This window comes from Klebsiella sp. BIGb0138, from assembly GCF_004342285.1.
In the GTDB taxonomy this organism is placed as follows: Bacteria; Pseudomonadota; Gammaproteobacteria; order Enterobacterales; family Enterobacteriaceae; genus Klebsiella.
The window spans coordinates 74,679-88,147 of record NZ_SMCV01000007.1 but is presented as its reverse complement, the minus strand read 5'-3'; the positions used below and the strand labels follow the sequence as shown (position 1 = coordinate 88,147).

The following is a 13,469-nucleotide window of genomic DNA, read 5'->3' as shown; positions in this document are numbered from 1 at the left end:
GTCAGACTATGTTCCTGATAATTTTAATAAAATCGCTCATTATCGGCGGCCTGGTCGGCGTCGGCGTGGGCGCCGGAGCGGCACGCATGTTTCATGCGCCTACCACCCAGGGGATGGGGGCGTTTCGTACCCTGGGCGAGCTGAATTCCTGCGAAGGCGATCCGGCTTCCCACTTCTCCTTTGGTCTGGGCTTCTTCTTTAACGCCTGGGCTTCTTCCGTTGCAGCAGGTTCATTTACCCAGGACGTCGATCACCGCATTATCCCTAACTGGGGCGCCGCGGCATTGATGTTGAAAAACCGTAACGTCGGCGAAACGCTGCACGATCCGAAGAAGATGGCGATTGCCTGCGGCATCATCGGCATGCTGGTGGTCTCCTTCTTAAACCTGACCGCCTCTTCCGTACCGGAAGCGCTGCAGGTCACCGCGGTGAAGGTGCTGGTCCCGGCGGCTAACCTGCTGGTGAATACCGTGATGCCGGTTATCTTCTGGCTGGCGGCTATCGATGCCGGTAAAAAGTCGGGCTTCTGGGCCACCATTTTCGGCGGCGCGGCGCAGCTGATTATGGGTAACGCCGTGCCGGGTCTGGTGCTGGGCATTCTGATCGGTAAGGGCGTTGAAGAGAGCGGCTGGAACCGCGTCACCAAAGTGATGATGTCCGCCATTGTTGCGCTGTTTGTCCTGAGCGCCTTCTTCCGCGGCTTTGATATCAAGACGCTGGAGTCCTTCCATCTGACCGTGCCGAACTGGCTGGATCTGATCCACAGCTCGCTCAGCGGCAAATAACAGGAGCCTCGAAATGGAACAGAATAAAGGTTTTTGGTATGCCGACTGGTCGTTTCCGATCTTTGTTGGTCTGCTCTCCTCCGGCGTCTTCGCCGGGACCCATATGTACTACCTCTACGGCATCGGCGCGTTTAACGAAGTAGCCTTCGTGGCGATGCTGAAAGCGGGCATTGATACCGGGGCTTATGGCGCAGTGGCCGCGTTCGGCGCCAGCTTCCTGTTCGCCCGGATTATCGAAGGCTCGCTGGTGGGGATCCTCGATATCGGCGGAGCGATTCAGACCGGTATCGGCCTTGGCGTGCCGGCGCTGCTGTTAGGGGCTGGCTTCGTTTTCCCGGTGGCGAACTTTGCCGCCTCGCTGGCGACCGGCCTCGCGCTGGGGCTGGCGGTGGGCTACATCATCATTCTGGCGCGTAAGTTCACCATCAATCAGAGCGACTCCACCTACGGCGCCGACGTGATGATGGGTGCCGGTAACGCCTCCGGCCGCTTCCTTGGGCCGTTGATTATCCTCAGCGCGATGACCGCCTCGATTCCTATCGGTATCGGTTCTCTGGTTGGGGCGCTGCTGTTCTACATCTGGCAGAAGCCGATCACCGGCGGCGCCATTCTCGGCGCGATGATTCTGGGATCCCTTTTCCCGATTGCTATTGGTTAAGTCCTGCGGGCGCTCAGGCGCCCGCTTTACCAGGAGAGACCCATGTTTGATTTACTCCTGCGCGGTGCGCGCCTCGTCGACGATACCCTGACCGATATCGCCATCCAGGACGGAAAAATTGCCGCGCTGGGCGAGATTAGCGCGTCAGCGCGTAAAACCGTGGCGCTGGACGGGCGTTATTACGTGAGCGCCGGCTGGATTGATTCCCACGTCCACTGCTACCCGAATTCACCGATTTACCACGACCAGCCGGACAGCGTCGGCATCGCCACCGGCGTCACCACCGTTATCGATGCCGGCAGCACCGGAGCGGACGACGTTGATGATTTTTATCAGCTGACCCGCGCAGCGGCGACCGAGGTCTATGCGCTGCTCAATATCTCCCGCGTCGGGCTGATTGCCCAGAACGAACTGGCCAACATGGCTAATATCGACGCGGAGGCGGTGAAGCAGGCGCTGCAACGTCACCCTGATTTTATCGTCGGCCTGAAAGCGCGGATGAGCAGCAGCGTGGTTGGCGAGAACGGGATTACGCCGCTGGAGCGGGCGAAGGCCATTCAGCAGGAAAACGGCGATCTGCCGCTGATGGTCCATATTGGCAATAACCCGCCGAACCTCGATGAAATCGCCGACCTGCTCAGCGCAGGCGACATCATTACCCACTGCTATAACGGCAAACCGAACCGCATCCTGACGCCGGAAGGCGAGCTGCGCGCCTCGATTACCCGCGCGCTGCGGCGCGGCGTGCGCCTCGATGTCGGCCACGGTACCGCCAGCTTCAGCTTTGAAGTGGCGCGACGGGCCATCGCGCTGGGGATTCTGCCGCACACCATCAGCTCCGATATCTACTGCCGCAACCGCATCGACGGGCCGGTACGTTCCCTGGCGCTGGTGATGTCGAAGTTTCTCGCCATCGGCATGACGCTGCCGCAGGTGATTGAGTGCGTGACCGCCAGCGCGGCCGATGGGCTGCGTCTGACGCAAAAAGGGCGGCTGGCGGTGGGCTACGATGCCGATTTAACGCTGTTTACCGTGCAGCATGCGCCGACGGTGCTGGTCGACGCGGAAAAAGAGAGCCTGCAGGCTGACAATATTCTGGTGCCGCTTGCCGCGATTCGCGCGGGCAAGGGCTATCTGACCGAACAAGGGAGCGCGGAAAATGCCTTCGATTTTTGAAAAATACCATCTCAAACAAGTCATTAATACCTCCGGCCGGATGACGGCGCTGGGCGTCTCCACGCCGCGTCCGGAGGTGGTGGATGCGGTGATGAGCGGCATGAACCACTACTTCGAAATGAAAGACCTGGTGAACAAAACCGGCGAATACATTGCGAAGCTGCTGGACGTGGAAGGGGCGACCGTCGTCTCCTGCGCCTCGGCGGGGATCGCCCAGTCGGTGGCGGCGGTGCTGGTAAAAGACAGCGGCTGGCTGCTGGAAAACCTCCACGTCACGCCGATTGAAAACAATGAAATCGTGCTGCCGAAAGGCCACAACGTCAACTTCGGCGCGCCGGTGGGGTCGATGGTGGCGCTGGGGGGCGGCAAGCTGGTGGAAGCGGGCTACGCCAACGAATGTTCCGCTGACCAGCTGGCGGCGGCGATCACCCCGCGTACCGCGGCCATTCTGTATATCAAATCTCACCACTGCGTGCAGAAAAGCATGCTCAGCGTCGAGCAGGCGGTGGTGGTGGCGCGCAAACACCACCTGCCGCTGATCGTCGATGCGGCCGCGGAAGAGGATCTGCAGTGTTACTACCGCGCCGGCGCCGACCTGGTGATCTACAGCGGCGCGAAGGCGATCGAAGGGCCGACCAGCGGCCTGGTGGTGGGGAAAACCCAGTACGTCGAGTGGGTGAAACGCCAGTCGGCGGGGATTGGCCGCGCGATGAAGGTCGGTAAAGAGGGGATCCTCGGTCTGACCTGCGCGATCGAGCACTACCTGACGGCGCGTAAAGAGAGCGGCGATGAGATGGTGGCGAAGATGACGCCGTTTATTGACCAGCTCAATACCCTCAACGGCGTTACCGCCCGGGTGGTCTGGGACAGCGCCGGCCGCGACATCGCCCGCGCTGAAATCAAATTCGATGAAACCGTCACCGGTGTCGCCACCGGCGAACTGGTCGACGCGCTGAAACAGGGCGAATACGCCATCTACTTCCGCGGCTACAAGGCCAACGAAGGCATTATTGAGGCCGATGTCCGCAGCGTGAACGCGCAGCAGCTGGAAATTGTCTCCCGCCGCATCGCCGAGGTTCTGAACAAGGAGAAAAAAGCATGAAACTGACGCCGAATTTTTACCGTGACCGCGTATGCCTGAACGTCCTGGCGGGCAGCAAAGACAACGCCCGCGAAATCTACGAGGCCGCGGAAGGTCACGTCCTGGTTGGCGTGCTCTCCAAAAACTATCCGGACGTCGCGAGCGCGGTGGCGGATATGCGTGAATATGCCCGGCTGATCGATAACGCGCTCTCCGTCGGGCTGGGCGCGGGCGACCCGAACCAGTCGGCGATGGTCAGCGAAATTTCCCGTCAGGTACAGCCGCAGCACGTTAACCAGGTGTTTACCGGCGTCGGCGCCAGCCGCGCGCTGCTGGGGCAGAACGACACCGTGGTCAACGGTCTGGTGTCACCGACCGGCACGCCGGGGATGGTCAAGATTTCCACCGGGCCGCTGAGCAGCGGCGCGCCGGACGGGATTGTGCCGCTGGAAACCGCCATCGCCTTGCTGAAGGATATGGGCGGCAGCTCAATCAAATATTTCCCGATGGGCGGCCTGAAACACCGCGATGAGTTCGTCGCGGTCGCCCAGGCCTGCGCCCGCCACGATTTCTGGCTGGAGCCAACCGGCGGCATCGATCTGGACAACTACAGCGAAATCCTGCAGATCGCGCTGGATGCGGGGGTCAGCAAAATCATTCCGCACATTTACAGCTCGATTATTGATAAAGCCAGCGGTAATACCCGCCCGGCGGACGTTCGCCAGCTGCTGGAGATGACTAAAGCGTTAGTGCAGTAGGATCGTTGTCCTCATCGCGCGCGGCTGCGTCAGCGGCGCGCGCGAATAAAAAAACACCTATCGAACCATCAAGGAGTCGCTATGCCCACCGCTCGTCACCTGCTTGTTGCTTCCCTTTCCCTGCTTGCCGCCGCCGCCGCCGCCCAAACTCAGTATGCCTGGGTGGGGACCTATAATCCCAACGGTGAAGGGCTGTATCGCTTTACCGTCGATGGCAAAACCGGCGCGCTACGTGATAAAGCGCTGGTCAGCGCGCTGCCGAACGTCGCACAGCTCACCGTGTCGCGGGACGGTAAAACTTTGTATGCCGCCAGCGAAGTCGAAAAGGGGGTGGTGCAGGCGTGGCGGATTGAGGCCAGTGGTGAACTGACCGCTCTGAACCAGGTCGCCTCGGCAGGCGCCGGGCCGGTCTATCTGTCGCTGACGCCGGACGGCCGTCATCTGCTGGTGGCGAACTACGTCAGCGGCACGACGGCGGTGTTGCCGGTGAAAGAAGACGGTAGCCTCGGCGAGGCGGTGGACGTCCATCAGGATCAGGGACCAGCCGGTGCGCAACGGCCGGCGGCGGCCGTTGAGGGCAGCTTTGCCATCAGCGATCACAATGGCCCGCATGCCCATATGATCGCCGCCGATCCCAGCGGGAAATTCGTCTACTCTACCGATCTGGGGCTGGATCGGATCTATCAGTACCGGATCGACAATAGCAGCGGCAAGCTGACGCCGAACGATCCGCCGTTTATCGCCGCTTCTTCGGCCGGCGCCGGGCCGCGTCACTTTGTCTTTACGCCGAAAGGCGACGGACTGTGGTTGATTAATGAAGAATCTTCAACGCTGACGTTCTATCATCTTGATAAGCAAAGCGGGCTGCTGCGCGAAGGCAAAACGGTTTCCGCACTGCCGAAAGGCTACAAAGGCACCAGCTTTGCCGCCGGACTGGTCCTCAGCGCCGATGGCAAACAGCTGTACGTCGCGAATCGCCTGCATAACAGCATCGCGCATTTTAGCGTGCTGGCCGACGGCAGCCTGAGCCATCAGGAGGATATCTGGACCCGCGGCGACTACCCGCGGACGTTGACGCTGGATAATCAGGGGCAATGGCTGTACGTCATGAACCAGCGTAGCGATAATATTACCCGTTTTAGCGTGGCGCCGCAGAGCGGCAAGCTGACCTTTGCCCCGGATTACACCCCGGTAGGCAGCCCATCACAAATGGTGATATCCGCTCAACCTTGAGCCGTGAGATGAAGGAACTGACATGCGATTTCCCAACCAACGTTTAGCGCAACTGTTTACTTTGCTGCAAAACGAAACGCTGCCGCAGGATGAGCTGGCGCAGCGGCTGTCGGTTTCTACTCGTACCGTGCGCGCCGATATTACCGCGCTTAACGCGCTGTTGGTCCATTACGGCGCGCAATTTATTCTCACTCGCGGCAGCGGGTATCAACTGAAAGTTGACGACCCGGCGCGCTTCCAGACGCTGGAAGAGAACGCGCCGAAGCCGCAGCTTATTCCGCGCACCGCCCAGGATCGCATCAACTTTCTGTTGGTGCGTTTTTTGATTTCTCCCTTCTCCCTTAAGCTCGAAGATCTGGCGGACGAGTGGTTCGTCAGCCGGGCGACGCTACAGAGCGATATGGCCGAGGTCCGCGAGCGTTTTCAGCGCTATCAGCTGACGCTGGAGACCCGCCCGCGCCACGGTATGAAGCTGTTTGGCAGCGAAGTGTCGATTCGCGCCTGTCTGACCGACCTGCTGTGGCAACAGGCGCAGCAGGGGGGACTCAATCCGCTGGGGGAGGAAGAAGGGCTGGATGCGGCGATGCAGGAACAGCTCGGCCGCGTCCTGCAGGAGATACTGATCCGCCACCATGTTCGCCTGACCGATGAGGGCGAACGTTTTATCCGTCTGTATGCCGCGGTGGTGGTGCGTCGCGTCAGTCAGGGCTATCCGCTGGCGGAATTTAGCGCGGAAGATGTCGCGCAAAACGTGCGCGATGCCGCGCGCGATCTCACCGGGGCGCTACAGCAGCTGGCGGGAAAAGCGCTCTCTCCGGCAGAAGAGGCGTGGCTGTGCGTGCACCTTGCCGCCCGCCAGGTCCAGGATGTCGATCCGGGCACCATCAGCGCCGATGATGGCGAAGCGCTGGTGAACTATATTCTGAGCTATATCAACAGCCAGTATAACTACAATCTGCTGGATGACGCCCAGCTGCATGCCGATCTGCTGACCCATATTAAGACCATGATCACCCGGGTGCGCTACCAGATTATGATCCCCAATCCGCTGCTGGATAATATTAAGCAGCACTATCCGATGTCGTGGGATATGACCCTGGCGGCGGTGACCAGCTGGGGCAAGTACACGCCCTATACCATCAGCGAAAATGAGATTGGTTTCCTCGTGCTGCATATTGGCGTCGGCCTGGAGCGCCATTACAACGTGGGTTATCAGCGTCAGCCGCGGGTGCTGCTGGTGTGCGACACCAGCAATGCGATGGTGCGGATGATCGAGGCGATTTTGCAGCGTAAATATCCGCAGCTCGAAATTGCCGCCACGCTGTCGCAGCGGGAGTACGAGCAGCGGGAGGCGATTGCCGAGGATTTTGTCATCTCAACGGTGCGGATCGGCGAAAAAGATAAGCCGGTGGTGACCATTGCGCCCTTCCCGACCGACTATCAGCTGGAGCAAATCGGCAAGCTGGTGCTGGTGGACCGGACCCGCCCCTGGGTGCTGAATAAATATTTCGATGCGGCCCATTTCCGGGTGATCGACACGCCGGTCGATCGGCAGACGCTGTTTGCCGAGCTGTGCGAGCAGCTGCAGCGCGAAGGGTTTGTCGATGCCGGGTTCCATGATTCCGTCGTCGAACGTGAAGCTATCGTCAGCACCATGCTGGGCGACGGGATTGCGCTGCCGCACGCCCTGGGCCTGCTGGCGCAAAAAACCGTGGTCTATACCGTGATTGCGCCAAACGGTATCGCCTGGGGCGACGAAACCGCCCATATCATCTTCCTGCTGGCCATCAGTAAAAGCGAGTATGAAGAGGCGATGGCGATCTACGATATTTTCGTCACCTTCCTGCGCGAGCGGGCGATGACCCGCCTTGCCGCAACCCGTAGTTTCGATGAGTTTAAAGCGCTGGCGCTGGAGTGCGTCAGCCGGTTTTAACCCCGACTATCGCAGATGATGGACCACCTGGTTGCTGCTGCCACGCCAGATCAGCGCCGGGTCTTTTAAATCCTGCACAAATTTGCCGTCGACCAGGACGTTGATCAGATCGACGACGGCCATTTGCGCGTCGTTCAGTTCGGCCAGCTTATAGCCCGTCCACACCCAGATATCCTTCCCGGGGCATTCGGCGCGGATCCGCCGCACCAGCTTAACAATTTCCGGCAGGTTCTGCGGATGCAGCGGATCGCCGCCGGAGAGGGAAATCCCCTGGCGCCTGATGCGCGTATCGTTGAGGTCGGCGATGATACGATCGGCCATGGCGGAGGTGAACGGCAGCCCGGAGTTAAGCCGCCAGGTGCTTTTGTTATAGCAGCCGGGGCATTCGTGGACGCAGCCCGAGACAAACAGGGTGCAGCGGGTACCGGGGCCGTTGACGATGTCTACCGGATAGTATTGATGGTAATTCATGTTCGCTTCTCAATTGACGCCCTTACTGCGTTGGCTGCGCTCGCTTACCCGGGTCACTGACTTATGTAAGTGACCCGGGATTCGCTGGCTTGCCGCCTTGTCCTGGCGCCAATAGCTTTGCGAAAAGCGTCGCATTGCCGGGCAATAATAGTGTCGAAATTAACCGATCTGCCCGTTACCCAAATGCTTCACGCGGCGTTTAACTTCTTCCTGCTTGCCGGCGTTGAACGGGCGGGCGTCCGGGCTGCCGAGATAACCGCAGACCCGACGGGTGACCGACACGCGGGAGGCATCGTGGTTGCCGCATTTCGGGCAGGTAAAGCCTTTGCTGGTGCATGCGAACTCGCCGGTAAAACCACATTCATAGCACTCGTCGATCGGCGTGTTGGTGCCGTAATAGGGCACGTGCTGATAGCTGTAATCCCAGACGTCTTCCAGCGCTTTCAGGTTGTGCTGGATGTTGGGGTATTCGCCATAGCAAATAAAGCCTCCGTTCGCCAGCGGCGGGTAGGGCGCTTCGAAGTCAATCTTGTCGTACGGGTTGACCTTTTTCTCGACGTCCAGGTGGAAGCTGTTGGTGTAGTAGCCCTTATCGGTGACGCCATCAACCACGCCAAACTCGGCGGTGTCGAGACGGCAGAAACGGTCGCACAGGTTTTCGCTCGGCGTACTGTAGAGGCTAAAGCCGTAGCCGGTCTCTTCCTTCCACTGCTCTACCGCGTCGCGCAGACGCTGGACGATGGCGATGCCTTTGGCTCGCAGCGCGTCGCTGTCGTACATGTGCTGGTTGCCGGAAAGCGCGTTGATGGTTTCATGGATGCCGATATAGCCCAGCGAGATCGAGGCGCGACCGTTTTTAAAGATATCCGCCACATTGTCGTCGGCTTTCAGCCGCACGCCGCAGGCGCCTTCCATATACAGGATTGGCGCGACGCGCGCTTTCACCCCTTCGAGACGGGCAATCCGCGTCATCAGCGCTTTGTAAGCCAGATCCAGGCGGCTGTCGAGCAGCTTCCAGAAGGCGGCTTCGTCGCCTTTGGCTTCCAGCGCGATGCGCGGCAGGTTCAGGCTGATCACCCCGATGTTGTTGCGGCCGTCGTGGATCTGCTCGCCGTTTTCTTCGTACACGCCGAGGAAGCTGCGGCAGCCCATGGGCGTTTTGAACGAACCGGTGACCTTCACCACCTGGTCGTAGTTCAGAATGTCCGGGTACATGCGCTTGCTCGCGCACTCCAGCGCCAGCTGTTTAATGTCGTAGTTGGCATCGCCCGCTTTGTGGTTCAGACCGTCGCGAATCGCGAACACCAGTTTCGGGAACACCGCCGTTTTACGGTTTTTCCCCAGCCCGGCGATGCGATTACGTAAAATGGACTGCTGAATCAGGCGTGATTCCCAACTGGTGCCGAGGCCAAAGCCAAAGGTGACGAACGGCGTCTGGCCGTTGGCGGTATGCAGGGTATTCACTTCGTATTCCAGCGACTGGAAGGCGTCGTAGCACTCTTTCTCGGTCCGGGAACGGGCATAGCCTTCGGCATCGGGGATCTGCCACTCTTCGGCGGTTTGGCGATGTTTTGCAAAGCTGGCGCTGACAAACGGCGCCAGCACCTCATCAATACGATTGATGGTGGTGCCGCCATAAATATGGCTGGCGACCTGGGCGATGATTTGCGCGGTCACCGCCGTGGCGGTAGAGATGGACTTCGGCGGTTCAATCTCGGCGTTACCCATTTTAAAGCCGTGGGTCAGCATGCCTTTGAGGTCGATCAGCATGCAGTTGAACATCGGGAAGAACGGCGAATAGTCGAGATCGTGGTAGTGAATCTCCCCACGCTCGTGGGCAAGGACGACATCGCGCGGCAGCAGATGCTGACGGGCATAGTGTTTGGCGACGATACCCGCCAGCAGGTCGCGCTGGGTCGGGATCACTTTGCTGTCTTTGTTGGCGTTTTCGTTGAGCAGGGAGGCGTTGGTTTGCTCAACCAGGCCGCGAATTTCCTGGTTCAGGCGGCCGCGTTTTTCACGCTCGATATCGCGATCGTGGCGATATTCGATATAGGCGCGGGCCAGCTGTTTCCACGGGCCGGACATCAGCTGGTTCTCAACGGCGGTCTGAATCTCGTTGATATCCACCTGGCTACGGTCCTGCATTTGCTGGCTGACGATGTCCGCGACGGTGGCGCAATAGTCTGCGTCATCGACTCCCGCTGCTTTAGCTGCACGCAGAATTGCTTCTTTAATGCGCTCAGATTTGAACGGCACTTTACAGCCATCTCGTTTCATCACATGCGGTGTCATAGTCACTCCATACTTTATAGAACAGGTTATCCACAGAGGCGGAAGGGGCACCGGAGTCGCGGGGGGCTATCTCTGCCGCCGTTTACCTTCGGTTCCGGCCCTTTTTATCCACATCCCGCCACCGCCTGGTAAGGATGGGATGTGCTGACATAATAGACGATTAATACAATATGTGGGGCCGGGGTGCATTTTAAGTTCTATATGTAGTGATTTGCATCAAAGATGTTTGCGATTTTATTGATGCAGAACAAAGTAAAAACAGGAGAGTACGGATGGTGGGGCGTGCGGGCGAATGTAAATTTATCTGCTTATAAAATAAGCAAAAAACGGGCCTGGATGGCGAACAGCCAGACCCGGCGTGACGCGCTTTCAGGCCATCAGGGTGTCATTGAGCAGATCGACCAGCAGCAGCAGGGCGTAGCGGGCCAGCTGCGGGTTTTCCGGCAGGGGAATAATGTCGGCGGCCATATTCGCCAGCGTATGATTTTCCGGCGTCAGGGCGAGGATGGTGACGCCCTGCGTCCGCGCCTGTAGCGTGGCGCTTTGTAAAATCGTGTCGGCTCCGGCGGTCACCAGTACCAGCAGGAGGTGATCGTCGGTGAGGGTGCTGGCGGTCATCCGCATCAACGCCGCGTCCTGACACAGATTAATGGCAATGCCGGAGGGCAGGAGCTGATGCTGTAACAAGGTGGCCAGGGCGGTATCCTGCGCGCCAAGGGCGAAGCAGTGGACGGCGCGGGCGCTGCGCAGACGGGACCTGAGCTTGTCGAGCGCCGCTTCTGAAGTATGCGTCAACTGACGCGTGAGCGTATCGCCAAGATAGCTCAGCTTATCCCGCCAGGCGGCGGGCAGGGCGTCGCTGCCGGGGTTGAGCCAGCTGGCGCGGCGTTCGCTGGCCTGCGCCAGCTGCTTGCGCAAATCGCGAATATCCTCGCAGCCGACGGAGCGGGCAAAGCGGGTGATGGTCGCCGGGCTGACGCCGGCGCTGGCGGCCAGCTCGTCGATGGAGGCGCTGGCGGTAAAGCTTAAGTTTTCGAGGATAAACGCGGCGACCCGCGACTCCTGGGCGCTAAAACGAACGAACCCTTCCTGCAACTGACCTACGATATCCATCCTGACTGTTCCTTTCTGCAGAACATGGCATGAAAATATTTTTCACTTACCGATGAGGGCTATTTATAGCATCAGCGCCGGCTATTTCCTATGACTGACCGCTTTATTCCCCGGAGAGGGGAGGTAATAATGATGAAAAATTACGCTTCGATCACATCGGTGAAAATTATTTTCATATAGCCTTCACTTTCACACAATCTTAACAATATATTCGTGTATGCCCTCATGGGCCAGATCACGAAGCCAAAAGAGGAAAGGTTATGCAACGAATCGTTCTGTGTTGTGCCGCGGGGATGTCGACCAGCATGCTGGTCAGCAAGATGAAAGCGGAAGCGCAGCAGCGCGCGCTGTCGCTCGATATTTACGCGGTGGCGGTGGCGGAGTTTGAGCGTGAGCTGGCCAATGCGGATGTGATCCTGCTGGGGCCGCAGGTGAAATATGAAGCCGGACGCCTGAGCGCGCTGGCCGCCCCGCACGGTAAAGCGGTGGCGGTGATTGATATGGCCGACTACGGGATGATGCGCGGCGCCGCCGTGCTTGATAAGGCGCTCGCGCTGCTGAATCACTGATTTTTCTCTCTAAAACCTGAACCATTACGCGCAATCATGCGGGTTGCGTGCGGCTCTTTGCATGCCGAAAAGAGGTCTCTATGCACACGCTGAAAATCGCCGTTATTGGCGGCGGGAGTAGTTACACGCCGGAGCTGATTGAAGGAATTATCGTTCGTTATGAGCAGCTTCCGGTCACGGAGCTGGCGCTGGTTGACGTGGAATCAGGCCGTGAAAAGGTGGAGATTATCGCCGCATTGACGCGGCGGATGCTTAAACGCCAGGGGCTGGAACACGTCGTCGTCAGCGTCCACTTTGCGCTTGATGAGGCGATTCGCGGCGCCAGCTTTGTATTGACCCAGCTGCGCGTTGGACAGCTGGCGGCGCGCGCCGCGGATGAACGTCTGGGGCTGAAGTACAACCTGCTGGGCCAGGAGACCACCGGCGTCGGCGGGTTTGCCAAAGCGCTGCGGACGATCCCGGTGATCCTTGAGGTGGCGCGGAAGGTGGAGGCGCTGGCGCCGGAGGCCTTTATTCTCAACTTCACCAACCCGGCCGGGATAGTGACCGAAGCGGTGAGCCGCTACAGCAAGGCGAAGATTATTGGCCTGTGCAACGTACCGATTAATATGCAGCACATGATTGTTGGCATGCTGGGGGCAAAAGAGGAAGAGGTCAAACTGCGCTTTGCCGGACTCAACCATATGGTCTGGGTGCACCGGGTGATGCAGGGGCGCCAGGATGTGACCCGCCAGGTGATCGATATGCTGTGCGATGGCCAGGCGCTGTCGATGAACAACATCAAGGAGCTGCCGTGGCCGGCGGAATTTCTGCGGGCGCTGAAGGCGATTCCTTGCCCGTATCACCGCTATTTCTGGCTGACGCCGGCGATGCTGGCGGAAGAGATCGCCGCGGCGAAAAACAAAGGCACCCGCGCCGAGCAGGTGATGAAGGTCGAACAGGAGCTGTTCGCGCTGTACGCCGATCCGCATCTGGATGAGAAACCGGAGCAGCTCAGCTTCCGCGGCGGCGCGTACTACTCTGAAGTCGCGGTGGAACTGATTAATGCCATCCACAACAATCTCGGCAAGGAGATGGTGGTGAACACCCGTAATAACGGGGCGATCCATGGCCTGGACGACGATGCGGTGGTGGAGACCAACAGCATTATTGACGCGCAGGGCGCCCGTCCGCTGACGTTTGGCCCATTGCCTCCGGCGATGAATGGCCTGACGCAGCAGGTAAAAGCCTTTGAACGACTGACCATTGAGGCGGCGGTACACGGCTGTCGCGACAGCGCGCTGCTGGCGCTGGTGACCAACCCGCTGGTGGGGAATGTCACCGATGCCCAGGCGCTGCTGGATGAAGTGTTAACCATCAACCGTCAATGGCTGACGCAATTTAACTGACCGTTTTTT

General features: G+C 59.3%; 12 protein-coding genes. 9 read left to right on the top strand and 3 right to left on the bottom strand.

What is annotated here, in order from left to right; translation table 11 throughout:
* Positions 1-8: 8 nt before the first annotated feature.
* The 7 genes from EDF73_RS16390 (at position 9) to EDF73_RS16360 (ending at position 7,624) form a co-directional block, all read left to right on the top strand.
* Positions 9-785 carry a DUF4311 domain-containing protein gene (locus EDF73_RS16390; RefSeq protein ID WP_132730156.1) on the top strand — a complete coding sequence of 259 codons (777 nt, stop codon included), beginning with the start codon at positions 9-11 and terminating at the stop codon, positions 783-785.
* 13 nt (positions 786-798) lie between these two features.
* Positions 799-1,443 (top strand): DUF4310 family protein, encoded by a 645-nt coding sequence (locus EDF73_RS16385; RefSeq protein ID WP_032689791.1) that lies wholly within the window; start codon positions 799-801, stop codon positions 1,441-1,443.
* Positions 1,444-1,485: 42 nt separating this feature from the next.
* Positions 1,486-2,619, top strand: a complete 1,134-nt coding sequence (locus EDF73_RS16380) for an amidohydrolase/deacetylase family metallohydrolase (protein ID WP_132730155.1) — start codon at positions 1,486-1,488, stop codon at positions 2,617-2,619.
* Positions 2,603-3,721, top strand: a complete 1,119-nt coding sequence (locus EDF73_RS16375; protein WP_132730154.1) for a DgaE family pyridoxal phosphate-dependent ammonia lyase — start codon at positions 2,603-2,605, stop codon at positions 3,719-3,721. The genes EDF73_RS16380 and EDF73_RS16375 overlap by 17 nt, the downstream gene beginning before the upstream one ends.
* Entirely contained in the window at positions 3,718-4,458 is a 741-nt protein-coding gene (locus EDF73_RS16370) for a KDGP aldolase family protein (protein WP_132730153.1), read from the top strand. The genes EDF73_RS16375 and EDF73_RS16370 overlap by 4 nt, the downstream gene beginning before the upstream one ends.
* 81 nt (positions 4,459-4,539) lie before the next feature.
* The gene (locus EDF73_RS16365) at positions 4,540-5,691 is read left to right on the top strand and encodes a lactonase family protein (RefSeq protein WP_132730152.1); all 1,152 of its coding nucleotides are present in this window, start codon (positions 4,540-4,542) and stop codon (positions 5,689-5,691) included.
* 22 nt (positions 5,692-5,713) lie between these two features.
* Positions 5,714-7,624: a PRD domain-containing protein gene (locus EDF73_RS16360; protein WP_132730151.1), complete on the top strand. Its 1,911-nt coding sequence runs from the start codon at positions 5,714-5,716 to the stop codon at positions 7,622-7,624.
* Between the two features lie 6 nt (positions 7,625-7,630).
* On the opposite strand, the gene nrdG is transcribed toward EDF73_RS16360, so the two are convergent.
* From nrdG to EDF73_RS16345, 3 genes are all read right to left on the bottom strand, one after another.
* Positions 7,631-8,095: an anaerobic ribonucleoside-triphosphate reductase-activating protein gene (gene nrdG, locus EDF73_RS16355; RefSeq protein ID WP_132730150.1), complete on the bottom strand. Its 465-nt coding sequence runs from the start codon at positions 8,093-8,095 to the stop codon at positions 7,631-7,633.
* Between the two features lie 159 nt (positions 8,096-8,254).
* Complete coding sequence (gene nrdD, locus EDF73_RS16350; RefSeq protein ID WP_132730149.1) at positions 8,255-10,390, bottom strand: anaerobic ribonucleoside-triphosphate reductase; 2,136 nt, start codon at positions 10,388-10,390, stop codon at positions 8,255-8,257.
* A 369-nt stretch (positions 10,391-10,759) separates the two neighbouring features.
* A complete protein-coding gene (locus tag EDF73_RS16345; protein ID WP_132730148.1) occupies positions 10,760-11,503 on the bottom strand; it encodes a MurR/RpiR family transcriptional regulator in 744 nt (247 codons plus the stop codon).
* Between the two features lie 260 nt (positions 11,504-11,763).
* Between EDF73_RS16345 and EDF73_RS16340 the strand changes: the two genes are divergently transcribed.
* Positions 11,764-12,072, top strand: a complete 309-nt coding sequence (locus tag EDF73_RS16340; RefSeq protein ID WP_132730147.1) for a PTS sugar transporter subunit IIB — start codon at positions 11,764-11,766, stop codon at positions 12,070-12,072.
* 80 nt (positions 12,073-12,152) lie between these two features.
* Positions 12,153-13,460: a 6-phospho-beta-glucosidase gene (locus EDF73_RS16335; RefSeq protein ID WP_132730146.1), complete on the top strand. Its 1,308-nt coding sequence runs from the start codon at positions 12,153-12,155 to the stop codon at positions 13,458-13,460.
* Positions 13,461-13,469 lie beyond the last annotated feature (9 nt).